Source organism: Vibrio sp. 10N.239.312.D08 (assembly GCF_041466145.1).
Classification (GTDB): Bacteria; Pseudomonadota; Gammaproteobacteria; order Enterobacterales; family Vibrionaceae; genus Vibrio; species Vibrio crassostreae_C.
In genome coordinates this window covers 1-24,332 of record NZ_JBFSSD010000065.1, presented here as the reverse complement: position 1 = coordinate 24,332, position 24,332 = coordinate 1, and the positions used below count along the sequence as shown (strand labels likewise).

The window sequence follows — 24,332 nt, the reverse complement described above, 5'->3', positions numbered from 1 at the left end:
GAGATACGAGATACGAGATACGAGATACGAGATACGAGATACGAGATACGAGATAAATGGGGAGTTTAAAAAGGTTGTTGGGATAAAACAAAGGGAAGAAAAAAAATATCGTGGCATAGCCGGGGGGACTATACCACGGGTGCCAACGACACCTTCGCTTGCTGCCGGAGTGATATAGCAAAGCCATATCACCTCTGGAATAAAATTAAAGAGAAGTAGTTTCTCTTAGATGGAGTAACTATACGTCCAGCTACTTATTTTACTTATAAAATTAACGACAGATACCTATGATAAAACCGACATTGTCTCAAGTGATTGATAATTAATGATTTGTTTTTGTTTGGGAGGGTTTGTACTAGTGAGGTAGTTCTCGCTAGTTGTTGAAAGTAACGTTTTTGACGTAAACGTTTTTAACGAAACTTACGAGTATGTATTTTCGAAAACATTGATTTCACACAATAGAATTGTGGGCATGTATGTGTATCATGGCGTTAATAACAATCTTTCTCATTATCAGTCACGAATTGGGTACTTATGAAACTCTCACAATTAGAGCAAGGAAAGGCGGCTTCTATTGTTGCACTAACAGGTTTAACACCAGACGTAAGGAAGAAACTTATGGTCATGGGTATGTTGCCAAAAACCGAGGTGACGCTTATCCGCCGTGCACCTATGGGTGATCCGCTTCAAGTTGAAGTGAGAGGTGTTTCTATCGCCATTCGTGAAAGCATTGCAGAACAAATCGAGGTTATCTAAATGGATTATCAAGTTCTTACCGTTGGTAACCCGAATAGTGGTAAAACAACACTGTTCAACGCACTGACTGGTGCTAAGCAGCACGTTGGTAACTGGGTTGGTGTCACTGTTGAAAAGAAGACGGGTTTATACTCGCACGCTGGTGATCAGTTTCAACTAACGGATTTACCGGGTATCTACGCACTAGACAGTGGTAATGATGCGAACAGCATCGATGAGTCTATCGCGTCTCGCGCTGTTTTAACTCACCCAGCAGATGTGATCATCAATGTTGTCGACGCTAACTGTCTAGAACGAAGCTTATATATGACATTACAGCTGCGTGAGTTGGGTCGCCCAATGATCGTTGTGTTGAACAAAATGGATGTATTAAAGCGCGAACGTCAGGTGATTAACCTTAAAGCACTAGAGAAAGAGCTAGGTTGCCCAGTTCTAAGCTTGTCTGCAAACGATAAAGGTCAAGTGGTTCGCTTTAAAGAGCGTCTGCATAAACTGCTTGTTCAAGGTGTGAGCCTTGACCCTATCTCTATTGATTACGATGCCGCGTTAGAAGCTCTTATCCCTTCTGTTGAGTCACAATTTGATGATGCTGACGTATCTCACCGAGCGCTAGCGATTCGTGCTTTAGAAAATGATTACTTGGTATTGAATGGTTTAGCCCCACAAACTCGCACTCAAATTGATAGCGTGCGTCTTGGTGCCGATTTCGATATTGACCTTGCTGTTGCTGACGCTAAATACACTTTCTTACATGACCTTTGTAAACGTGTTCGTCGCAGCGAAGGCAAACTAAGCCGTAACTTTACAGAGAAAGCAGACCAATTCATTTTGAACAAATGGGTCGGTATTCCTTTCTTCTTCGTTATCATGTACCTAATGTTCATGTTCTCTATCAATATCGGTAGTGCGTTTATCGACTTCTTCGATATTGGTGTTGGAGCAATATTAGTTGATGGTGGACACCACTTATTAGATGGCCATTTACCAGTTTGGTTAGTCACTGTACTTGCTGATGGTATTGGCGGCGGTATCCAAACGGTTGCGACCTTTATTCCTGTTATCGCAGCGCTTTACCTATTCTTAGCGGTACTAGAAAGCTCAGGCTACATGGCTCGTGCTGCATTTGTACTTGATAAAGTGATGCAGAAGATTGGTTTACCGGGTAAAGCATTTGTCCCACTTGTACTGGGCTTTGGTTGTAACGTGCCTTCAATCATGGCAACTCGTACTCTTGACCAAGAGCGCGAACGTAAACTAGCAGCATCAATGGCGCCGTTTATGTCATGTGGTGCTCGTTTACCGGTATACGCACTGTTCGCGGCGGCGTTCTTCCCAGGTGCAGGACAAAACGTAGTATTCGCTCTGTACATCATGGGTATCGTTGCTTCTGTATTTACGGGTTTGTTCCTGAAAAACACGATCTACCCAGGTAGCAGTGATAGCTTAGTGATGGAAATGCCAGATTACGAATTGCCGACAGTGCAAAACGTAATGTTGAAAACTTGGCAGAAGCTGAAGCGTTTCGTACTTGGTGCAGGTAAAACAATCGTGATGGTTGTGGCTATTCTTAGCTTCCTAAACTCTCTAGGTATGGACGGCAGCTTTGGTAACGAAGATAGCGAAAACTCAGTACTGTCTAGAGCAGCTCAAGTTGTAACACCTGTATTCCAACCAATTGGTATTACTGAAGAGAACTGGCCTGCAACGGTTGGTATCATCACAGGTATTTTCGCTAAAGAAGCCGTTGTTGGTACATTAAATAGCCTATATACAACGCCTTCTGATGAAGAAGCAGCTGAGTTTGACTTAGCAGCAAGCCTGCAAGAAGCGGTAATGACGATCCCTGAAAACCTAGCCGGATTGAGCTACTCAGATCCATTAGGTATTGAAGTTGGCGACTTGTCTGACTCTAATTCTGTAGCAGCAGACCAAGAAGTCGATACCTCTATCTTTGGTAACTTGAAAGACAAGTTTGTATCTGGTCATGCGGCATTCGCTTACTTGATTCTTATCCTGCTTTACACGCCTTGTGTGGCCGCGATGGGTGCTTATGTTCGTGAATTTGGTCAGACGTTTGCACGCTTCATCGCGGTTTGGACGATGGCTCTTGGTTACTTTGGTGCGACTTTCTACTACCAAGCGGCAAACTTTGCTGCGCATCCTGTGACAAGTGCAGTATGGATGGTGGCGATTGCTGGTGGTTTTGTGGTGACGTATCGCGTCTTCAAGAAAGTGGGCAGTAAGCAGAAAGCACTAGAGGTGCAAGTAGTATGATTTTAACTGAACTTCATCAATACATTGATAGCCACGGCGTTGCGGCTCGTAAAGAGCTCGCTGCAAAGTTTGGCATGAGTGAAGATGGCGTCGATGCGATGCTGAGTGTTTGGGTCAAGAAAGGGAAAGTTTCTCGCTTGGTCGATACGAATAAGCATGGTCATACAACGCGTATTCGCTACACCATCAGCAAACAAGATGGTTTGTCGCTTAACGTGATGATGTAGTTCGGTCTTCAGACTCTCGTTGAAAAAGGCGAGATTAGAAAATGACAAAGCCGCTTATCTAAGATGAGCGGCTTTTTGTTATGTGTCTTTTCTGAAGTGTTTTGCTTTAAAGCTCAATGAGATGAACTCGAATTATGCTTTCTTGAAGATAGAGCTCAGTGACAGAACGTTTTGGATACGAGTCAGGATAGCGGCTTGATCTTCTTCACTGCGCTGTTCGCCTTTTGTATTACCCCATACTGGGCCGGGCCAAGCAATGTCGTCTTTGAAGCGTGCAATATGGTGGATGTGCAGTTGTGGCACCATATTACCCAGCGCACCAAGGTTCAATTTGTCTGGTTGGAACGTTGCTTCTAATGCTTGGCTTACCGCCTGAGATTCATGTAGGAACTGCTGTTGCTCTTTCATTGGTAAGTGGTGCAACTCTTTTAGGTTGGCACGTTTTGGTACCAAGATAACCCAAGGCACTGCGTTATCTTTGTGTAGCAGGGCTAAGCTCAGTGGAAATTCGCCGATAAGTGTGGTGTCTTTCGCAAGTTGCGGGTGAAGTTCGAAGCTCATGATCTTTCCAATTAATTGTTTTACATGAGTATAAGGTCGGAGTTTGAATGTGGCTAGGGCTTACGTTCTCAATAAGCAGATTCCCTATCACGTTCGTCCCTCACTGTAGGGAATGATGGCGAGAAGAGGGATAACGATTTGGTGTGGTTTGATGGCGCATCATTGATGTTGTCTTGGATTCACTACACCTATTCTCGTCATCTCCTAGAGCGACGAATGAGCGTAATAGGAGATCTCTTGCTGTGTAGGTTAGCTAATCGCTTAAATAATCGAGTAAACAAACCTCCAGACAAAAAAAGGTTGACGCTTTCACGTCAACCTTTCTAATTTTCTCGAATCTCGAATCTCGAATCTCGAATCTCGAATCTCGAATCTCGAATCGCTTACATGCGCTCTAGAGTGTCGATACCTAGAAGCGATAGACCTTGCTTGATCGTCTTCGCTGTTAGTGCAGCAAGCTTCAGACGGCTCTGCTTAACAGCTTCGTCTTCAGCAACTAGGATAGGGCACGCTTCGTAGAAGCTAGAGAATTGACCAGCTAGTTCGAACAGGTAGCTACACATGATGTGTGGTTGACCTTCACGAGCAACAGACTGTACTGCTTCTTCAAACTGTAGAAGTTTCGCGATAAGCGCTTTCTCTTTCTCTTCAGTGATTTTGATTTCACCTTCAAGCGAGTCCATAGAAATGCCAGCTTTAGCAAATACAGAAGCAACACGAGTGTATGCGTACTGCATGTATGGTGCTGTGTTGCCTTCGAATGCAAGCATGTTGTCCCAATCGAACACGTAGTCAGTAGTGCGGTGCTTAGAAAGGTCTGCGTACTTAACCGCTGCCATAGCAACAGTGTTCGCGATCGCTTTCTTCTCGTCTTCTGCTAGTTCTGGGTTCTTAGATTCGATTAGCTGCGCTGCACGAACTTCGGCTTCATCAAGAAGATCAGCAAGACGAACAGTACCGCCTGCACGAGTCTTGAATGGTTTACCGTCTTTACCTAGCATCATGCCGAATGCGTGGTGCTCAAGAGAAACAGATTCTGGGATGTAACCTGCTTTACGAACGATAGTCCAAGCTTGCATTAGGTGTTGGTGCTGACGTGAGTCGATGAAGTAAAGTACGCGGTCTGCGCCTAGTTCTTCAAAACGGTATTTTGCACAAGCGATATCAGTGGTTGTGTAAAGGAAGCCGCCGTCACGTTTCTGGATGATAACGCCCATTGGGTCGCCATCTTTGTTTTTGTATTCGTCTAGGAATACAACCTGTGCGCCGTCATCTTCTTTTGCAAGACCTTGCTCTTTTAGGTCAGCAACGATAGTTGGAAGCATGTGGTTGTACATGCTTTCGCCCATTACGTCATCACGCGTTAGAGACACGTTTAGGCGATCGTAGTTGCGTTGGTTTTGAATCATTGTTACGTCAACAAGCTTCTTCCACATCTCTGCGCAGAACTCGTCGCCGCTTTGTAGTTTAACAACGTAGCCACGTGCTTTAACTGCGAACTCTTCGTCTTCATCGTAAAGCTTTTTAGATTCACGGTAGAAGCCTTCAAGGTCAGCAAGTTCCATTGAAACTTCACCAGACTCAGCCTGAACGCGCTCAAGGTTTGCGATAAGCATACCAAATTGAGTACCCCAGTCACCGATGTGGTTAGCACGGATAACGTTGTGGCCTAGGAACTCAAGAGTACGAACGACCGCATCACCGATGATGGTTGAACGTAGGTGACCAACGTGCATCTCTTTCGCAACGTTTGGTGCAGAGTAATCCGCAACAATTGTTTGTGTTTCTGCTACTGCAACACCAAGGCGAGAATCAGCCAATGCTGCGTCTGCTTGTTGTGCTAGGAAAGCTTCATCTAGGAAGATGTTAAGGAAACCTGGGCCTGCGATTTCTACTTTAGAAGCGATACCGTCTAGGTTTAGAACGTCCAATACTTTTTGAGCAAACTCTCGAGGATTAGTGCCTAGTCGCTTAGCAACGCCCATAACGCCGTTTGCTTGGTAGTCACCAAATTGTGGTTTTGCAGATTGGCGAACAGCCGCAGGAGAGCCTGCAGGTGCGCCTGCGGCTTCTAGAGCCTGAGATACTTTGTCATTAATAAGTGCTTGGATATTCACACGCGTTTCCTTCAATTCAAGGATGATAAGAGTGGCCGTTATTTCGAGGTCATTAAATTGGTTAATTATGCATCTAGTTAACGATTTAATGCCGAAATGAACAACAGACACTGTTTAAGTTCACAAAAATGGCGTTAATCATACCAATTTTGTGGGGTTTCTTATAGGTCGAATTGATAGAAAATTAACATTTCCTGAGTGGTTTTTGACAATCGACTTTTAGCAAGACGCGTTTGCATGTTTAAGGAGCGAAAAGAACATAGTTATTGAGTGTTTTTTGTAAAAGCAACGCTTGTTGCAAAAGGCAAAACTGATAACATGCAGCCATTATTTTGAGAACACAGACAATGATGATGAGCCTGAAGCAAGCTGAACTAGAACCACAACAAATGATCGCCCGCCTTGATACTTTTATGGCAAAAATCGAGAGCCTAGGAAATACATTAGGTTTGGATTTAAGCTTTGCTCAAGCGGATCATATTGCGCTGCGAATCAATGACACTGAGCTAGCGAAATCTGCCCATCAAGCGTGGTCTGAGTACGGCTCTATGATTTCTGAGGCGATGATTAATGGTCGTCCAATTGTGGTGTTGGCTTTCGATGAACCCTTGCAAAGCCTTGGCTGGAAAATTGAATGTTTGGAGCTGCCATATCCAGCAGAAGGTAAGATTTACCCAAGCCAAGATTGGGAACATGTAGAGTTTGTGATTCCTTCTCATGCCCAAACAGCTGATGAGTATCTAGCGGATCTTAAAGAAACTTACCCGCAGTTCGCTGCTAACTTTGAAACGCTGGGTGAGCAAGGCGTTAAGATCAAACTCTCTAGCCCGAAAGGCGAGGGTGAACGCTTGAATAACCCAACAGTGGCTTTTAAACATCAAGGGATTTGCATCAAGCTGCATCCACACTCTTTGAAGAAGATTGTGGAATCAGAACAGGCTTAATTTGAATAGAGAGTTGCTAGGAAAGAGATTCCTGATCTCGCCTTGGCTCGTCGGAATGACGGGGTGTTCGATGAAATTTTCCAGAGTCTATCTTTGGATAGTGACAGACTGAGCGTTCGAGAGCGTATGTTAGAGCCTATAGCTCGAAGGTTCATCACCGAGTTCGTCATTCCCGATAGCGACGAAGGAGCGTAGTCGGGAGTCTCTCAAAGCGAGTCTGATCATCAGATACAAAAAACGCGCGATGGGCTTTCCCTATTGCGCGTTTTTTATTGGGTTCTAACTGGAAGTCTTACCGGAAATCGAATATCCGATTTACAGAATTACAGTCTTGTTGCCGTAAACAAACACATGATCATTGATCACCTTGTTTAACGCCTTACTTAATACATTCTTCTCTACGTCACGACCGGCTTGTGCCATGTCTTTCGCGCTGAAGTTGTGATCCACAGGGATAACATCTTGCTTGATGATTGGACCTTCATCCAAATCATTCGTCACAAAGTGTGCCGTTGCGCCAATGATCTTCACGCCGCGCTCATACGCTTGTTGGTATGGCTTCGCGCCAATAAATGCTGGCAAGAAGCTGTGGTGGATATTGATGATCTTGTGGTGGTATTTTTCAACAAAACCTGGTGTCAGCACTCGCATGTACTTAGCCAAAACAAGGTAATCCGCCTCGTACTGGTCAATCACTTCTAGCATCTTCTTCTCATGTTCTTCACGGTTTAGCCCTTCGTGAGAAACATGGTGGTAAGGGATGTCAAAACGCTCGGTTAGGCTTTGTAGAATGTCGTAGTTACCGACAACGGCCGCAATTTCAACGTCTAAGCTGCCATCGAAGTTCTTCATTAGAATGTCGCCAAGGCAGTGTGCTTCCTTGGTCACGAGTATCACAACACGCTTGCGAGACGAATCAACAAGCTTACGTTTCGTATTTGGTGGCAGGGCTTGATCTAAATCGGCAAGTAAGGTTTCGTCATTGAAATACCCTTCAAGCTCGGTGCGCATAAAGAAGTGGCCACTTGTGTTATCTACGAACTCATTGTTGTGCACAATATTGAGTTGGTGTTTGTAACAAATATTGGTGATCTTAGAGATGAGGCCCGGGGCATCAGTACAATGTGTTAGTAAAGTTTTTCTTTCCATTTGCATCTTACTTCCATGAAATGTTGCACTTATTATATGAAATAGGGATTCTTCAAATTTAATGCAGGCCGTCGAACGGTGAACTGAGCCGCAATATCACCGTTATAATTAATCTATTATCAAGTTGGTTTCAACAAATTCTGCTGCTGATTTATCGCTTTGATAAATTGTTTGATATAGAAATATCAGTTTTTAGATAGAAAAACAGGCAGAAGCTTCATTTTTAAAAGTTTTGACCGTAGTACGCATTTGAACTTCAACCGAGGCATTTACGCCTTGGCCAAAAATAGAGGTGATACTTATGGATAAAGAGTTACTAGCCAAAAAACTGTACTGCAAGCGAGTGAATTCATTGGCGAGAGGTACCGAATTAGATGGTCATGTTCTAGATGAAATGTGGGAAAGTAAGACCTCACCAACCGATGCAGCGAAAGCCATACAGCCTGGTGATAACCATTTTGAAGGTGCTCATTGGCTATCACGTTATCTCAGTCGAAAATAAAAACGATTCTCTAATTCCTACTTCTTCAATTCTTACCTTCAAGGTAACTTAAGCCACGTCAAGCCAAACCAAACACCTCCGATGCGAAGTCATTCTTGATTCGCGCCGGCTCACTAAACCTGCCATAATTCTCCTTCTCTTTTTCTAAACTTCGTACTCTATGATATCTAAAACGTTTTCTGCTGATGGCGCTCTGGGCAAAGCTATCCCTGGGTTTCAACCAAGACAAGCTCAGTTAGACATGGCTGAAGCGGTTTCACAAGCTATTGAAAATCAAAGCCAGTTGGTTGTTGAGGCTGGAACAGGTACTGGTAAGACGTTTGCTTACCTAGTGCCTGCGCTGCTTAGTGGCAAGAAAACCATCATTAGTACGGGGTCTAAAAACCTTCAAGAGCAGCTGTTTCACCGAGATTTACCCTTGATGGTCGATGCGCTTGGCTTTTATGGTCAAGTTGCGTTGCTCAAAGGACGTTCAAACTATTTGTGTTTAGACAGGCTCAGTCGCCAAATGATCGAGAGTCATGGTGCTCATACCGATCCAACGCTGCTGGCTCAGTTAGTCAAAGTTCGTAGTTGGTCGTCATCCACTCAAACGGGTGATTTAGGCGATTGTGATGATATCGCTGAAGACAGCCCGGTTATTCCAACCATTACCTCGACCAATGATAATTGCTTGGGTAAAGAGTGCCCAAGCTATACCGATTGCTTTGTGCTTAAAGCGCGTAAGAAAGCGATGGATTCCGATGTGGTGGTCGTAAACCACCACCTTTTCCTAGCTGATTTGGCGATCAAAGAAACCGGATTTGGCGAATTGATACCTGAAGCTGACGTGTTTATTTTCGATGAAGCACATCAACTTCCTGACATCGCCAGCCAGTACTTCGGACAATCGGTTTCCAGTCGACAGATCCAAGAGTTAGCCAAAGACATTGAAATTGCTTACCGAACTGAAGCCAAAGACATGCGTCAGCTACAGAAAGTAGGGGATAGGCTCGTTCAATCGTCAGCCGATCTGCGTATTGTGCTTGGTGATACCGGCTTTCGTGGTAACTGGCGCGAAGCTTTGAAATCCGAGTCGATTGCACGCGAGTTAGTTCGTTTGCAAGATGCTCTGCAACTTGCTGTTGATGTATTGAAGTTAGCACTTGGGCGAAGCCAGTTGTTAGATACCGCTTTCGAACGCGCAAATATGATTAAGTCGCGTATCGAACGTGTGTGCGATGTGTCGATCACTGGCTATTCGTATTGGTATGACACTACACCGCGCCACTTTGCTCTGCATATCACACCGCTTTCTGTCGCCGATAAATTCCACGAACAGATTGAGCTGAAGCCGGGCGCATGGGTGTTTACCTCAGCAACCTTGGCGGTGTCGGATGATTTCGAACACTTTACTTCTCGATTAGGGTTAAAACCGTCGGCACAGTTTTCACTGCCGAGCCCGTTTGATTATCCGAATCAAGCGCGCTTGTGTGTGCCTCGTTATCTTCCAGAACCGAATAGCCCCGGTCTCGCGGATAAGCTAGTAAGAATGCTGACTCCTGTGATTGAGCAAAACCAAGGCCGCTGTTTCTTCTTGTGTACTTCACACAGCATGATGAAAGAGTTGGGGGAGCGATTCCGTGAAACCCTCTCGGTTCCCGTTCTATTGCAAGGTGAGACAAGTAAGCAAAAAACCTTAGCCGAATTCATGGAATTAGGTAACGCATTGCTGGTGGCTACAGGTGCTTTCTGGGAGGGGATAGATGTTAGGGGCGACGCATTAAGCTGTGTTATCATCGATAAATTGCCCTTTACAGCCCCTGATGACCCTTTACTTAAGGCTCGAATCGAGGACTGTAAGCTAAAAGGGGGTGATCCTTTTGCACAAGTACAGTTGCCAGACGCTGTGATTACCTTGAAACAAGGTGTCGGCCGATTGATACGTGACAAGCGCGATAATGGTGCTTTGATTATTTGCGATAACCGATTGGTGACTCGCGATTACGGTGGCATATTTTTGGCGAGTTTACCGCCTATCCCTCGTACACGTGACTTAGGGGTCATTAAAGAATTCTTAGCTAAAGACCATTCAACCGCTGCTGAGTAATTGGCATTGTTGAGTTTAGCCATTATTTTTAGATTAGATAACGAATATTTGAGACACAAATGAGCGCGAAAATTCTTGCAGTAGATACCGCAACTGAAAACTGTTCAGTTGCATTAGTAATTGGTGACCAGGTGTTCGCACGTAGCGAAGAGGCTCCTCGAGACCATACGAAGAAAATTCTACCTATGGTGGATGAAGTACTGAAAGAAGCGAATGTCGCTTTAACCGATATCGATGCTATCGCGTTTGGCCAAGGCCCAGGCAGTTTCACGGGTGTGCGTATTGGTATTGGTATTGCTCAGGGCTTGGCTTTTGGTGCGGATTTACCAATGATTGGTGTCTCTACACTGGCAGCGATGGCGCAAGGCAGCTACCGTAAATTTGGTGAAACTCATGTAGCAACAGCGATTGATGCGCGTATGAGCGAAGTGTACTGGGCTCGTTACAGCCGCGAACAAGATGGTCGTTGGACTGCGGTTGATGCCGAATGTGTAACGCCACCAAGTGAACTGGCTGCGCAGTTAGAAGCAGATTCTGAAATATGGGCGAAAGTCGGTACCGGCTGGGAAGCTTATGCCGAGCATATGGATACACTTGCGATCAACACCAAAGCGTGTGAAGTGCTATTCCCAGAAGCTCAAGATATGGCGTTCCTTGCTCAATTTGCTTACGCAGAAGGTAAAGCGGTTGCAGCAGAAGAATCTGAGCCAGTTTATCTTCGTGACAAAGTGACTTGGAAGAAACTGCCAGGTCGCGAATAATTTTTACAAGGTTCTGATGCAAATTAGGTCTAAATGCGTATTATTTAGATTTGAGAGGGCAGATATTTAGTCATGGTATCAATTAACAACTTACCTCCTTCTTCGATAGGCAGCACGTCTAAGCCGAATCGAATTAAAAAGAAGGAGCAGGCAAAAAAATCTGATGCTAGCACTGCGGTTGGGCAACCGACTAAGGTCGCTAATGCTGTTTCTCACTCTATTCGTCAAGTTAAAGAGTCTGAACTACACAAGGCTCAAATCCAGTATGATCTTCCAGAAGGCCGAGGACGTAAGGCTATGGAAGAGTATATGGATGTAATGAATCAGGCGAAGAAAGAAGAACTTGCAAAGCTTATCGGTGTCGATATCTACATCTAGAGCTTCTTATTAATGCCTGTTTAAGGACCAGAACCATGTCAAATTATCTCTCTAAATTACGCTTAATAGCCCTTTCTCTTGGTGTCTTGGTACTTGCCGGGTGTTCATCACTTCCTAGCGAACTTGAAGCAAAATCAGAGCCTGTAATTAGTGATTACCAACAGTGGGTCGACCAACTACCGGAGGCGAAAAGTGTTCGATTGGGTGGCGTTATCTCTAAAGTAACCAACTTGAAAGATAAGACTCGAATCGAAGTTGCTAATATGCCGATTTCGAGTAGCGGTAAGCCAGACCTAGACGCAGAGCCAAGCGGACGTTTTGTTGGTTATATTGAAGGGTATGTTGAGCCTCTAAGTTTTGCAGAAGGCCGTCTGATTACACTGGTTGGTCAGTCAAGCGGAAGTGAAGATGGAAAAATAGGGGAATACCCTTACATCTTCCCTGTGATGAAAGTGGACAACCAACGACTGTGGAACATCACTGAGCGTGTTGTTGTTAACGATTTTGCACCAACCTACTACTCGTGCAGAAGTTTACATTGTCGCAGTTTTCAAACGATGCCAAGACAAGGTCGAGTGATACAGGACGTAGAGTAATTAACTTTTTAGACGTTGATTGCGCAAACAGATGGAACTAAGTGTTTGATGATTGAAAAGTCATACTCCCTTGCGAGCGGGACGCTTGCAACACAACAGATTGGCAACCCACAAACGACCGCAACGACGGTCGTTTTTATTCATGGGTGGTTGGATAATTCGTCCAGCTTTAATCCGGTTATGCAGCAAGTCGCCAAGTTTGCGCCCAATGCTCACCTTGTTGCTATCGATCTCTTCGGACACGGCTTCTCGTCGCACAAATCGGGAAGTTACTACCCATTTCATGATTATATTGATGACTTGCATCAGTTGGTGACTAAATTATCGCCAAACAGACTGGTACTGGTAGGACATTCACTTGGTGCATTGATAGCAAGTTGCTATAGTGCCGCCTTTCCTGAAAAGGTGTCAGGATTAATTCAAATTGAAGGTCACGGACCTCTTTCTGAAGCTCCCCACGAAACAGTCTCTCGCTTGAGGGATGGGGTACTCAGTCGTCTTCGACAGCGAAGAAAGCCTTCACGTCCTTTGGCAAGCCTTGAGGATGCTATTAAGCTGAGAGCTCACGCCAACCAAATTAATGCTGAATTAATCGCTCCTATTGTTGAGCGAGGTATTGTCGAGTTCGAGAACTCTTGGCAATGGCGATGCGACCCTAATCTAAAATGTGACTCGTTATATCGAATGTCACAGGCGCACGCTGAAGCGATTATGGCGGCTATTGAATGCCCTCAATTAATAATCCTAGGGAATGGTGGATTCCGACATTTGCAGCATAATCGCTACAAATCAGTGCATAGTCCTCTGCATATAGAGACTGTTCCTGGTGGACATCATTGTCATTTAGAGAGCCCAGAGCTAGTTTCAGAGCTAATTCTTGGTGTAGTTAACAAAATTTAAACAAGTGTTTGAGCCTTTTAGTGCTCATGCACTAAAGCTGTGCTGTAATACCGCAATGATAAAAAGCGGCGAAGCAGTCGTCAGCTGATAAACGAGGAGTAACATAGTGGACAAACCTTGGCTTTCACGTTATCCAAGTGACGTACCAGAGACGATCAACCCAGATCAGTACCCATCTCTTATTGAAATGTTCGAACAGTCGGTACAGAAGTACGCAGACCAACCAGCATTCGAGAACATGGGGTCTATCATGACATTCCGTAAGCTTGAAGAGCGCAGTCGTGCTTTTGCTGCTTACCTGCAGAATGATCTAAAACTGAAGAAAGGCGATCGTGTCGCGCTGATGATGCCAAACCTGCTGCAATACCCAATTGCACTCTTTGGTGTACTGCGTGCAGGTATGATTGCAGTGAACGTCAACCCACTGTACACGCCTCGTGAACTTGAACATCAATTGAATGACTCTGGCGCAAAGGCGATTGTTATCGTTTCTAACTTTGCGAGCACGCTAGAGAAAGTCGTTGATAAAACTCCGGTTAAACACGTTGTGCTAACCAGCTTGGGGCAAATGCTGCCACGAGCGAAAGGTACGATTGTCGACTTCGTAGTGAAATACGTAAAAGGCATGGTGCCTAAGTACGATCTGCCGGGTGCTATCTCATTTCGAAAAGCACTGCATAAAGGCCGTCGCCTACAGTACGTGAAGCCATTTATGGCAGGTGATGACATCGCATTCCTACAGTACACAGGTGGTACAACGGGCGTAGCGAAGGGCGCAATCCTAACGCACCGCAATATGATTGCGAACGTACTGCAAGCGAAAGGGGCATATAGCCCTGTTCTGCAAGAAGGCCGTGAATTGGTGGTAACGGCATTGCCGCTTTACCATGTATTTGCTCTTACCGTGAACTGCTTATTGTTTGTTGAGATGGGTGGCCGTAACCTTCTGATTACTAACCCTCGTGACATTCCTGGCTTTATTAAAGAGCTGCAAAAGGTTCCGTTTACCGCGATTACTGGCGTAAACACCTTGTTCAATGCGCTCGTGAATAACGAAGATTTCCACGAATTGGACTTCAGTAACATGCGTTTATCTGTTGGCGGTGGTATGGCGGTTCAACGCGCTGTTGCTGAGCAATGGAAGAAAGCGACAGGTGTCCACCTACTTGAAGGCTATGGTTTAACCGAATGTGCTCCTTTGGTCACAGGTAACCCATACGATCTGAAAGACTACACAGGTGCAATCGGCCTACCAGTACCATCAACAGAAGTTCGTATTGTTGATGATGAAGGTAAAGTGGTTGGTAATGACCAAGTGGGTGAATTGCAGGTTCGTGGCCCTCAAGTGATGCAAGGCTACTGGCAACGTCCAGAAGCGACCAAAGAAGTGATCGACCAAGATGGTTGGTTATCGACTGGTGATATCGTTAAGTTTGATGACGAAGGCTTGTTGTACATCGTAGACCGTAAGAAAGACATGATTCTAGTGTCAGGCTTCAACGTTTACCCGAACGAGATTGAAGATGTTGTGGCTCTGCATGGCAAAGTGTTAGAAGTTGCGGCTATCGGCCAACCTCATGAGGTGTCTGGTGAGCTGGTTAAGATTTACGTTGTGAAACGTGACCCTAGCCTAACCAAAGAAGACATTATCGCGCACTGTCGTGAACACCTAACTGGCTACAAGATCCCTAAATTGATTGAGTTCCGTGAAGAACTACCAAAAACCAATGTAGGCAAAATCTTGCGCAGAGTGCTTCGTGAAGAAAATGACGCAGAGCTTGCCAAACGCGCAAGCGAGTAATCACGGGTTTGCGAGAAATTAGCCCCCGAAACCATTCAGGCGCTTAATCTAAGCGAGCGCTGAAAAATGGTGTTAGAATGCCGACAGTTAATGTCGGCATTTTTGTATCCGGCGATCAAAGTAAAATCAGTGAGAGTTTTGTGGATTATCAAATCATTACCCAAGTTAAAGACCTTGAGCGAGTTTGCCAACAAGCACGTGAAGCCGATGTTGTTATGCTTGATACAGAGTTCGTTCGTACAAGAACCTATTACCCTCAATTAGGCTTAATTCAGTTATTTGATGGTGAAACGCTGTCACTGATTGATCCTATTGCTCTTGATGAAATGACCCCGTTTGTTGGGCTGTTGAAAGACACGTCAGTACTGAAAGTGTTACATGCGTGTGGCGAAGATCTAGAAGTATTCCAGAACGCATTTGGCTGTACGCCAACACCAATGGTTGATACGCAGATCATGGCAGCCTTCTTAGGTCATGGTCTTTCAACTGGCTTTGCGGCTCTAGTTTCTGAGTTTGTAGGTGTTGACCTAGATAAGAGTGAATCTCGTACTGACTGGCTAGCGCGTCCGCTTTCTCAAAAGCAACTCGACTATGCAGCGGCAGACGTTCACTACTTGATGCCAATGTACAACAAGCTTCTCGAAAAAGTGATGGAAGCAGGCTGGTGGGAAGCGGCGCAACAAGAGTCTGATTTACAAGTAGCTAAGCGCATCCGTAAAGCAAACCCAGACAACGCTTACCTTGATATTAAAGGCGCGTGGCAGCTAAAACCTCAACAGCTAGCGATTTTAAGACCGCTAGCAACTTGGCGTTTAAAAGAAGCGATTAAGCGTGATTTAGCGTTGAACTTTGTCTTTAAAGAACAAGACCTATGGGCAGTGGCTCGATTCGCAATGAAAGATCCTAAGCATATGGAGCAGGAAGGGTTTGATTACCGTTCTGTACGTCGCCATGGTGCGAAGATCAGCTCAATCGTGAAATTAGCTGAGCATACGCCAGAAGAAGAGTACCCAGCGCCAGTAGAACGTCTAATGGACTACCCAGGTTACAAGCAACTCTTCAAAGTGTTGAAAGATGAAGTGAAAACAGCATCGCAACACAGTGGCTTAGCGACTGAATTTTTGGCATCGAAGAAGCAACTTAATCAAGTGTTAAGCTGGATTTGGAAGTACGATCGTAATCCAGAGAAGCTGCCTGATGTAATGCAAGGTTGGCGCCTAGACGTGGTTGGTGAGAAGCTAAATAAAGCAATCAAATAACCTTATATCTTCAGTAAGCAACGAATGCTGCAGAGATAAAAGTTTCAGACACAAAAAAGAGAGCCTAGGCTCTCTTTTTTATTGAGTATTGATAAGCACAGCTCAGGCTCTAGTTATCGATCTTCTTCTGGAAGCTTAACGTTCAGCTCTAATACTGAGATGTCGTCATCTTTATGTTCGAACGTCAGATCAACCATTGATGGATCGACTTCAACGTACTTCGCAATACACTTCAAGATGTCTTCTTTCAGTTGCGGTAAGTATGATGGAGCAGGGTCGTCATGGCTGCGTCGCTCAGCAACAATGATCTGCAAACGTTCTTTGGCTAGGTTTGCGGTTGTCTTTTTCTGTGGTCTAAAAAACTCTAATAATGACATTGCGTATTAGCCCCCGAACAGTCTTTTGAAGATGCCTTTCTTCTGTTCCGTTAAGAAACGGAAGTCCACTTGGCTACCCAGTAGTCGCTCTACAGTATCATTGTAAGCCATACCTGCGTCGGTTGCTTCGTCAAAGATAACTGGCACACCCTTGTTCGATGCGTTCAGTACGGCCTGGCTCTCTGGAATCACGCCCAGTAGAGAGATGTGCAGGATTTCTTCAACGTCTTCCACACTGAGCATCTCACCTTGAGTTACGCGTGCTGGATTGTAGCGAGTCAGTAGAAGGTGTGTTTTCACTGGCTCTAAGCCGTCTTCTGAACGACGAGATTTAGAGTCAAGAATACCTAGAATACGGTCTGAGTCGCGTACAGAAGAGACTTCAGGGTTAGTAGTCACAATCGCTTCATCAGCGAAATACAACGCCATTAGAGCGCCTTGCTCGATACCCGCAGGAGAATCACAGATGATGAAATCAAAGCCCATTTCATCCAATTCATCAAACACACGACGAACGCCATCTTTTGTTAGTGCGTCTTTATCACGAGTTTGAGAAGCAGGAAGAATGAACAGGTTCTCTGTACGCTTGTCTTTGATCATCGCTTGGTTCAGCGTCGCTTCACCATTGATAACATTAACGAAGTCGTACACAACACGACGCTCACAACCCATGATTAAATCTAGGTTACGCAGACCGATATCAAAGTCGATGACTGCGGTTTTCTTCCCTTTTAAAGCCAGACCCGAGGCAATAGCTGCACTGGAGGTCGTTTTGCCTACCCCGCCTTTACCCGACGTTACAACGATAATGCGTGCCATTCTGTTTTCCTTTTATTTCTCTTATATTGCGAGGACATCAACGTGTAATACATCGTTTGCCATACTGAACATGGTTTTCTTCTGCCAGTACTCGCTTTCAATTTGATCGCTGAGCCAGTAATTTCCTGCAATGGAAACCAGCTCGGCTTGTAAATCATTACAAATTATTTTTGCTTCAGTTTGACCACTTGCACCTGCAATCGCACGGCCGCGTAAAGTGCCATGAATATGGATGCTGCCATCGGCAATCACTTCCGCGCCTGCACTCACATGGCTGAGTATCAATAGATCGCCATCTTTCGCATAAACCTGCTGACCAGAACGAATAGGGGTTCTAATCACTTTGATTGGTGCCATTTTCGCTGGAGCTTGAGATGGCGACTTGCTTGCCGTCATCACTGCAAAACCGGCTTCTTTAGCGAGGTTTTGCATTCGCTTATCAGAACAGCCTGCCACACCAACCGGGATCATGCCCGCTTGAGATATACCATTTTTAAGTTGCACAAAATCGATATCGCCCGCGACTTTACTGATGTTGATAACAACAGGTGCGGCAGCGAAAAACGTAGGTGCTTGGTCTACTTTCTCTTGAAGAAAAGAGACTGCATTTTCGACTTGATCATCGGATAAGTGCAAAACAGATAGCGTAAAGCTGCTACCTTTTAGATCTGGGTTACTAGACATCGAAAAACTACAGGACCTCAATAGCGGATTGGTACAATTTCTTTATCAATAAAATAAAGGGCATTGCCTGAAACTAGGTTTATCATGTTATATTCCCAAACCAAGCACAGCAAGTAATCTTGTTGTCAAATGGACGTTTTGTTCCCAATATTTCCCTAACATAAACTATTGATCTCGCAAGTGAGAGTTTTGTAGTCATAATCAATTAAAAGGTTTGTCATGCTGTGTTCTATATATAAAAGCTCAAAGAAAGAAGGAACATACCTTTATATCCCTAAGAAGGATGATTTTTCACAAGTTCCTGACGCATTGATGCAAATGTTTGGTAAACCTAGTTTTGTAATGGTAATTAAAATGGATGGCCGTAAACTGGCTCAAGTAAACATCGAAAAAGTGAAAGAATCACTGAATACCGATGGTTTCTTTTTACAGGTTCCGCCACCACCAGTTAACGAACTTGAGCTTCATAAAGAGCGTAAAGCTCAACAGAAATCTCAAGACGAAGAGTGATAGCCACCTCAATTCAAGGAGGAGTGATCGTTGAGTAAATTTTCGAAAACCATATTGGCTGTGTCGGCATTACTATTGGGTAATAGCCTGACCATAAGTTCAGTACAAGCTGAAGAACTGAGCTTCGAGCAATATGTAGAAAAACTAAAACAACAAGGCCGTGAAGAAGGCATCTCTGAAGCGATCATTGATGAAGCCTTTGATGGTGTAACGTTTAAGCCAAGAGCGGTAAAAGCCGACAAAAACCAACCTGAGAAAAAACTGACTCTGGATGAATACATTCCACGAGCGGTTCCAGATTGGAAAGTGAAGCAAGCAAGGTCACTCTACAAGGAGCATTACACCGCGTTAAAGCGTATTGGTGATGAATATGGTGTTCAACCAAGATTCATTGTCGCGCTATGGGGCGTTGAGAGTAATTTTGGTAAGTTCACGGGCAATTACAGCGTTATCGACGCCCTAACGACCATGGCTTATGAAGGACGTCGAGAAGCTTTCTTCCGTAGCGAAGCGATGGCGGCATTGAAGATTCTTGATCAAGGCCATATTGCACCAAAAGAAATGAAAGGCTCTTGGGCTGGTGCGATGGGTCAACCTCAGTTTATGCCAAGCTCATTCTTAGCTTACGCCGCTGATGGCAGTGGTGATGGCAAGAAAGACATTTGGGGCACTGAAGAAGACGTATTTGCTTCGGCGGCCAATTATCTCAGCCAATCAGGGTGGGATGACAAATATACTTGGGGTCGTCAGGTTCATGTTCCGTCAACTGTGTCGATCGATTTACAAGGTCGAGACGAAGACAAAGCGAAATACTTAAAAGAGTGGTCTGAACTCGGTATTAAACGCTATGACGATCGCCCACTGCCAACACTTGATGAAGACATTAAAGCTTGGTTAATCATGCCGGATGATGAAACCGGACGTTCGTACCTCATTTATAACAACTACAATGTGTTAATGAAGTGGAATCGTTCTTACTACTTTGCTTTGGCAGTAAGCCACCTAGCCGACAGAATTAAGTTTGATTAACAGACCTAAGTCGCTTTGAATAGCATTTGGCCTATCATAGGCAGAACGAACTAAAGGACTCTTCGGAGTCCTTTTTGATTTTATATTTCAGAGATTTAATAAGGTGATCTTGTGCTAACAGATAGAGCTGCACAGATGGTGATATTCCATGCGCTGATCAAGCACGAAGGCTTTACCAGTGCTGCAAAAAGCTTGAACGTTTCGGTGTCTCATATCAGTAAGCAAGTCGCTTTGCTTGAAGACTCAATCGGCATCAAGTTGGTACAACGAACCACACGAAGCCTCACGCTGACTGAAGCGGGAGACGTATTCTATCAACATTGTGAGCAGCTGTTTAACACGGTGAAAGCAGCTCAGATGGATATGGATAGCCAGCGCGATGATATCTCTGGAATACTACGCGTCGGTTTGTCGCAGTCATTTGGCACACTCCATATCATTCCGGCGATTGATCAACTCAGACAGCTTTATCCTCAGTTGAGAATCGAGGTCCACTTGTTCGACTATAAGGTGGACATGATTGAAGAGCGCTTGGATCTCTGGATCACCAACAATGAAGATTTGCCTGAAGGTTACATTGCGCAGCGATTAGCCGACAGTCAGTTTGTGGTGGCTGCGTCACCGGATTATCTGATTAAGGCTGGGACGCCACATGTACCTTCCGATTTGATTGACCATAACTGTCTTATCTATCGCAGCCGTGAACGAGATTACACATCGTGGGCGTTTGACAACGGGCAAGAAAACCTCAGCGTCAAAGTCGCGGGCGATTACTCAGTCGATTTGGCTGAGGCAGTACGAGACGCGGCAGTATCAGGGTGGGGCGTTGCTTATTTGGCGACTTACTTAGTGAAAGAAGAGTTTAGAACGGGCAAGCTCATTCAAGTATTGCCAGAGTGGAGAGCCAGTCAGCTGATGCCATTCTATGCCGTTTACCCGAGCCGAAAGAATATGCCGAAGAAGCTTTCGGCAGTGATTGAGTTCATTAAAGATCATATCGGGTCGCCGACGTATTGGGACAAAAACCTCAAAACTTGCGTTGAACTGCATCGCTAACTGTTTCCTAATCTATAAATATAATTTCCATATGGAAAAAGTACGCTTTTTAATCAAAGTTAATTATTAAAATTCAATAACTTAATTATACTCATAGTTAAATCGTGATTACCCCAACATCACATTAACAACCTCAGCTTGCCGCAAACGATTTCCTCTATAGAATGCGTCGCCTTTCCTACCTACAACTTTTAGGTTGACGCACATGGCTTCCCTACTTGGAATTATCACTATTTTAGTTGCCGCTTGGTTACTATCTACGGACAGAAAAAATATTCCACTAAGAACAGTCTCTTTGGCTTTCTTATTACAAATCTCATTCGCGCTATTGGTTCTGTATGTACCAATGGGTAAAGAAGCGTTGAATGCAGCCACGGGTGCGGTGTCTAGCTTAATCAATTATGGTCAAGAAGGGATAAACTTCCTTTTTGGTGGCCTTACCAATAATGGATTCGTTTTTGCGATTAATGTTTTGGGCATCATTATCTTTTTCTCTGCACTGATTTCAGGCTTGTACCACATCGGCTTTATGCCAAAGGTGATCAACCTTATTGGTGGTGCGCTACAGAAGTTCTTGGGCACAGGTCGTGCGGAATCATTGTCTGCGACTGCCAATATCTTTGTCGGCATGATTGAAGCGCCATTGGTGGTTAAGCCTTACTTAAAACACATGACAGATTCACAACTGTTTGCTGTGATGGTGTGTGGTTTGGCTTCTGTCGCTGGTGGTACGCTAGTGGGTTACGCATCGCTTGGCGTTGATCTAAATTACCTGATCGCAGCTGCATTTATGTCTGCACCTGCTGGCCTATTGATGGCTAAGATCTTAGTACCAGGTAGCGCAGATGACGCTCAAGAAAATATTGAGTCTGACGTTGAAATTCCACGAGCAACAAACGTAGTTGAGGCAATGGCAGATGGGGCTATGTCTGGACTTCGTATTGCCGTTGCAGTGGGTGCAACACTTCTTGCCTTTATCAGTGTGATTGCAATGTTGAATGGCTTGCTAGGTATCGTTGGCGGCTGGTTTGGCGTAAACCTAAGCTTCGAACTTATCCTAGGTTATGTGTTTGCACCCGTTGCATGGCTGATCGGTGTGCCGTGGTCTGAGGCTGTGGTTGCGGGCTCATTGATCGGTAACAAGATTGTAGTGAACGAGTTCGTGGCTTTCATCCAATTAATGGATGCTAAAGAGGCACTAAGTGAGCACTCGCAAGCGATCGTAACTTTCGCTCTATGTGGCTTTGCTAACATCTCTACCATGGCGATTCTTATCGGTGGTTTGGGCAGCTTAGTTCCAGAGCGTCGTTCTTTCATCTCACAATATGGCTTCAAAGCAATTTGTGCAGGTGTGTTTGCTAACCTAATGAGTGCCGCTATTGCTGGTGTTGTACTTTCTCTATAGCTAACTGATCATGACTTTACTCCCCCCTATAGTAAAGTGACTGATTAATCACAATAATATTCGGTTAGCGTGAAAAAGAGAGCCTATAGTGTAAGAACGTAGGCTTTCTTATTTCATTGAATAGTTTGTACCACAGGGTGTGGTGCAAACCTTTTAGGGGCACAAATGGATTTGTCGATTACTTCTTCTTTGGCGTTAATTGGACTCTTGTCTTTAGCTTGTCAGCTGCTCGGCTGGCGTTTACGTCTTCCCGCTATTCTTCCTCTCCTTATCGTCGGCCTGTTGCTAGGTCCCGGCTTGAATATCCTAAATCCCGATGCCATTTTCGGTGAGGTTTTATTCCCAATGATTTCACTGGGGGTTGCCATCATCCTGTTTGAAGGGGCATTGACCCTAAATTTCAAAGAAATCAGAGGCCATGGCCGGATGGTGACTCACCTCGTGAGTTTCGGCATGTTGATTACATGGGCGTGTATCGTGGTGGGTGCTTACTACTTTGTGGACTTTAGTTGGCCGTTAGCCGCATTGTTTGGGGCATTAGTCGTGGTAACTGGCCCAACGGTGATCGTACCCATGCTTCGCAGTATTCAGCCTAAATCTTCCTTAGGCAGTATCTTGCGATGGGAAGGGATAGTGATTGATCCGATTGGGGCTCTGTTTGCCGTTCTCGTTTACGAATACATTGTCTCTTCAGCCGATCCTACAAGCCATGTTCTGTCAGCTCTGGGCCTGACGTTAGTCATAGGTTTAGGCTTAGGGATCATCGGTGGCCATTTGATTGCCAAGATGCTGCAAGGGCATTGGGTACCGCACTATTTACGTAATGTGGCTGTGCTGACGCTAATGTTGGCGGCGTTCTCGTTTTCTAATGATCTGAGTGAAGAATCGGGTTTATTAACCGTGACCATCATGGGGATCTGGCTTGCCAACGTGAAGGGCTTGGACATCGAAGACATCATCGAATTCAAAGAAACCCTGACCGTGTTACTTATTTCTGCGTTGTTTATTCTGTTAGCCAGTCGACTCGATTCGGGGGCTTTCCTTTCGATAGGTTGGGGCGGTATTGGGTTGCTAGCGGTGGTTATGTTGGTGGCTCGCCCGTTAAGCGTGTGGATCAGCGGGATCGGTACGGATCTTAATTCGGCGGATAAATGGTTTTTGAGTTGGATGGCACCTCGCGGGATCGTAGCAGCCGCGGTTTCTTCTCTGTTTGCGATAAAACTGCAAGAGAAGCAATTGATTGAAGGCGCAGATCTGCTCGTGCCCATGGTGTTCTTAGTCATTATTGGTACGGTTGTGATTCAGAGCTTAACCGCGAGCTGGTGGGCGAGAAGGCTAGGGGTCACTCAAGAGAAAGCGCAAGGGGTTATCTTCTTTGGCGCCACTCACTTTGCAAGACAATTTGCCAAGGTGCTAGCCACACACAACATCAACAGTGTGCTTGCTGATACTAACTGGGAAAGCATTCGCTTAGCTCGTATGGATAACTTGAATGTTTACTTTGGTAACCCAGCTTCAAGCCACGCGGAAAACAATTTGGAACTCGATGGGATAGGGCGTGCGATGATCGTCTCGCCTTATCGTCAAACCAACCCGTTAGTCAGCATGCATTACCAAGACGAGTTTGGTGCCAATAAGGTGTTTGAGCTTGAATCGTCAGAGACTAAGCATGAAAGACATCAAGTGAGCCGCAATGGCAATCGAAGTCTGTTCTCGGAAGGGATTACCTATTCTAAGCTTAACTCACTGATGGCTCAGGGTAGCCAAATTAAAAGTACAGGTTTGACCGAGGCATTTGATTTAAAAGAGTTTAATGCTTTGTATCCTAAAGCCATTCCTCTTGGGGTGATCACTGGCGGTGATTTCCGTTTAATGACACAAGGATCTGAGTTGGAAAAACTCATATCAACGGAGTGTGAGCTTATTAGTTTATTACCGCCTTCTGAACAGACGGAAAAAGTTGAGAGTCCAGATAAGTAGCAACGAGCACTTCATCAAAAGCGAGTCACCCCGTTGTAAAAACGAATAGCTAAGTACCAAAGCATCAAAAAAGCCGCAACGTTCATCACGTTGCGGCTTTCTAATTGTGCGCCGAGCATGGCGTTGATCTAGGAGGTGAAAGTCCTCTACGGGCTCAG

General features: G+C 45.0%; 23 protein-coding genes. 17 read left to right on the top strand and 6 right to left on the bottom strand.

The window, feature by feature from the left end; all coding sequences use genetic code 11:
- Positions 1-534: 534 nt before the first annotated feature.
- From AB6D58_RS22400 to AB6D58_RS22390, 3 genes are read left to right on the top strand one after another with little or no spacing between them, the layout of a single operon-like run.
- Positions 535-756: a FeoA family protein gene (locus AB6D58_RS22400; protein ID WP_004734203.1), complete on the top strand. Its 222-nt coding sequence runs from the start codon at positions 535-537 to the stop codon at positions 754-756.
- Positions 757-3,030: a Fe(2+) transporter permease subunit FeoB gene (feoB, locus tag AB6D58_RS22395; RefSeq protein ID WP_017061939.1), complete on the top strand. Its 2,274-nt coding sequence runs from the start codon at positions 757-759 to the stop codon at positions 3,028-3,030.
- Positions 3,027-3,257 carry a FeoC-like transcriptional regulator gene (locus AB6D58_RS22390; RefSeq protein ID WP_017061938.1) on the top strand — a complete coding sequence of 77 codons (231 nt, stop codon included), beginning with the start codon at positions 3,027-3,029 and terminating at the stop codon, positions 3,255-3,257. The genes feoB and AB6D58_RS22390 overlap by 4 nt, the downstream gene beginning before the upstream one ends.
- Positions 3,258-3,389: 132 nt before the next feature.
- Here the strand turns inward: AB6D58_RS22390 and AB6D58_RS22385 are convergent, their stop codons facing one another.
- Both AB6D58_RS22385 and argS read right to left on the bottom strand, forming a co-directional pair.
- Positions 3,390-3,818 (bottom strand): HIT domain-containing protein, encoded by a 429-nt coding sequence (locus AB6D58_RS22385; RefSeq protein ID WP_017061937.1) that lies wholly within the window; start codon positions 3,816-3,818, stop codon positions 3,390-3,392.
- Between the two features lie 383 nt (positions 3,819-4,201).
- The gene (gene argS, locus AB6D58_RS22380) at positions 4,202-5,935 is read right to left on the bottom strand and encodes an arginine--tRNA ligase (protein ID WP_017063415.1); all 1,734 of its coding nucleotides are present in this window, start codon (positions 5,933-5,935) and stop codon (positions 4,202-4,204) included.
- A 347-nt stretch (positions 5,936-6,282) separates the two neighbouring features.
- On the opposite strand from argS, the gene AB6D58_RS22375 reads away from it, so the two are divergent.
- Positions 6,283-6,879, top strand: coding sequence for a VOC family protein (locus AB6D58_RS22375; protein ID WP_017070298.1), 597 nt, complete (start codon positions 6,283-6,285; stop codon positions 6,877-6,879).
- A 315-nt stretch (positions 6,880-7,194) separates the two neighbouring features.
- Here the strand turns inward: AB6D58_RS22375 and purU are convergent, their stop codons facing one another.
- Positions 7,195-8,028, bottom strand: coding sequence for a formyltetrahydrofolate deformylase (gene purU / locus AB6D58_RS22370; protein WP_029235356.1), 834 nt, complete (start codon positions 8,026-8,028; stop codon positions 7,195-7,197).
- A 301-nt stretch (positions 8,029-8,329) separates the two neighbouring features.
- On the opposite strand from purU, the gene AB6D58_RS22365 reads away from it, so the two are divergent.
- The 8 genes from AB6D58_RS22365 (at position 8,330) to rnd (ending at position 16,314) form a co-directional block, all read left to right on the top strand.
- Positions 8,330-8,530 carry a hypothetical protein gene (locus tag AB6D58_RS22365; RefSeq protein WP_372158541.1) on the top strand — a complete coding sequence of 67 codons (201 nt, stop codon included), beginning with the start codon at positions 8,330-8,332 and terminating at the stop codon, positions 8,528-8,530.
- Positions 8,531-8,690: 160 nt separating this feature from the next.
- Positions 8,691-10,619, top strand: a complete 1,929-nt coding sequence (locus tag AB6D58_RS22360; protein ID WP_017063417.1) for an ATP-dependent DNA helicase — start codon at positions 8,691-8,693, stop codon at positions 10,617-10,619.
- A gap of 59 nt (positions 10,620-10,678) precedes the next feature.
- Positions 10,679-11,380, top strand: coding sequence for a tRNA (adenosine(37)-N6)-threonylcarbamoyltransferase complex dimerization subunit type 1 TsaB (gene tsaB / locus AB6D58_RS22355; protein WP_017062379.1), 702 nt, complete (start codon positions 10,679-10,681; stop codon positions 11,378-11,380).
- Between the two features lie 72 nt (positions 11,381-11,452).
- Positions 11,453-11,758, top strand: coding sequence for a hypothetical protein (locus AB6D58_RS22350; RefSeq protein WP_017062378.1), 306 nt, complete (start codon positions 11,453-11,455; stop codon positions 11,756-11,758).
- 35 nt (positions 11,759-11,793) lie between these two features.
- Positions 11,794-12,354: a Slp family lipoprotein gene (locus AB6D58_RS22345; protein ID WP_017067373.1), complete on the top strand. Its 561-nt coding sequence runs from the start codon at positions 11,794-11,796 to the stop codon at positions 12,352-12,354.
- Positions 12,355-12,402: 48 nt separating this feature from the next.
- A complete protein-coding gene (locus AB6D58_RS22340; RefSeq protein WP_102332536.1) occupies positions 12,403-13,254 on the top strand; it encodes an alpha/beta fold hydrolase in 852 nt (283 codons plus the stop codon).
- A 106-nt stretch (positions 13,255-13,360) separates the two neighbouring features.
- Positions 13,361-15,055, top strand: coding sequence for a long-chain-fatty-acid--CoA ligase FadD (gene fadD, locus AB6D58_RS22335; RefSeq protein WP_004734190.1), 1,695 nt, complete (start codon positions 13,361-13,363; stop codon positions 15,053-15,055).
- A 140-nt stretch (positions 15,056-15,195) separates the two neighbouring features.
- Positions 15,196-16,314, top strand: coding sequence for a ribonuclease D (gene rnd, locus AB6D58_RS22330; protein ID WP_032500282.1), 1,119 nt, complete (start codon positions 15,196-15,198; stop codon positions 16,312-16,314).
- A gap of 113 nt (positions 16,315-16,427) precedes the next feature.
- On the opposite strand, the gene minE is transcribed toward rnd, so the two are convergent.
- The 3 genes from minE to minC are packed head-to-tail and all read right to left on the bottom strand — an operon-like array spanning position 16,428 to position 18,194.
- Entirely contained in the window at positions 16,428-16,691 is a 264-nt protein-coding gene (minE, locus tag AB6D58_RS22325) for a cell division topological specificity factor MinE (RefSeq protein ID WP_010436847.1), read from the bottom strand.
- Positions 16,692-16,697: 6 nt separating this feature from the next.
- A complete protein-coding gene (gene minD / locus AB6D58_RS22320) occupies positions 16,698-17,510 on the bottom strand; it encodes a septum site-determining protein MinD (RefSeq protein WP_009848498.1) in 813 nt (270 codons plus the stop codon).
- Positions 17,511-17,531: 21 nt separating this feature from the next.
- On the bottom strand, positions 17,532-18,194 hold the full coding sequence (gene minC / locus AB6D58_RS22315; RefSeq protein ID WP_017063419.1) for a septum site-determining protein MinC: 663 nt from the start codon (positions 18,192-18,194) through the stop codon (positions 17,532-17,534).
- 219 nt (positions 18,195-18,413) lie between these two features.
- On the opposite strand from minC, the gene AB6D58_RS22310 reads away from it, so the two are divergent.
- The 5 genes from AB6D58_RS22310 (at position 18,414) to AB6D58_RS22290 (ending at position 24,174) form a co-directional block, all read left to right on the top strand.
- Positions 18,414-18,704 carry a YcgL domain-containing protein gene (locus AB6D58_RS22310; RefSeq protein ID WP_017062372.1) on the top strand — a complete coding sequence of 97 codons (291 nt, stop codon included), beginning with the start codon at positions 18,414-18,416 and terminating at the stop codon, positions 18,702-18,704.
- A gap of 30 nt (positions 18,705-18,734) precedes the next feature.
- The gene (locus AB6D58_RS22305; RefSeq protein WP_017062371.1) at positions 18,735-19,733 is read left to right on the top strand and encodes a lytic transglycosylase domain-containing protein; all 999 of its coding nucleotides are present in this window, start codon (positions 18,735-18,737) and stop codon (positions 19,731-19,733) included.
- 135 nt (positions 19,734-19,868) lie between these two features.
- Positions 19,869-20,789: a LysR family transcriptional regulator gene (locus AB6D58_RS22300; RefSeq protein WP_017063421.1), complete on the top strand. Its 921-nt coding sequence runs from the start codon at positions 19,869-19,871 to the stop codon at positions 20,787-20,789.
- 205 nt (positions 20,790-20,994) lie between these two features.
- On the top strand, positions 20,995-22,194 hold the full coding sequence (locus AB6D58_RS22295) for a NupC/NupG family nucleoside CNT transporter (RefSeq protein ID WP_017070302.1): 1,200 nt from the start codon (positions 20,995-20,997) through the stop codon (positions 22,192-22,194).
- A gap of 165 nt (positions 22,195-22,359) precedes the next feature.
- On the top strand, positions 22,360-24,174 hold the full coding sequence (locus AB6D58_RS22290; RefSeq protein ID WP_372158538.1) for a cation:proton antiporter: 1,815 nt from the start codon (positions 22,360-22,362) through the stop codon (positions 24,172-24,174).
- The last annotated feature ends 158 nt before the right edge of the window (positions 24,175-24,332 follow it).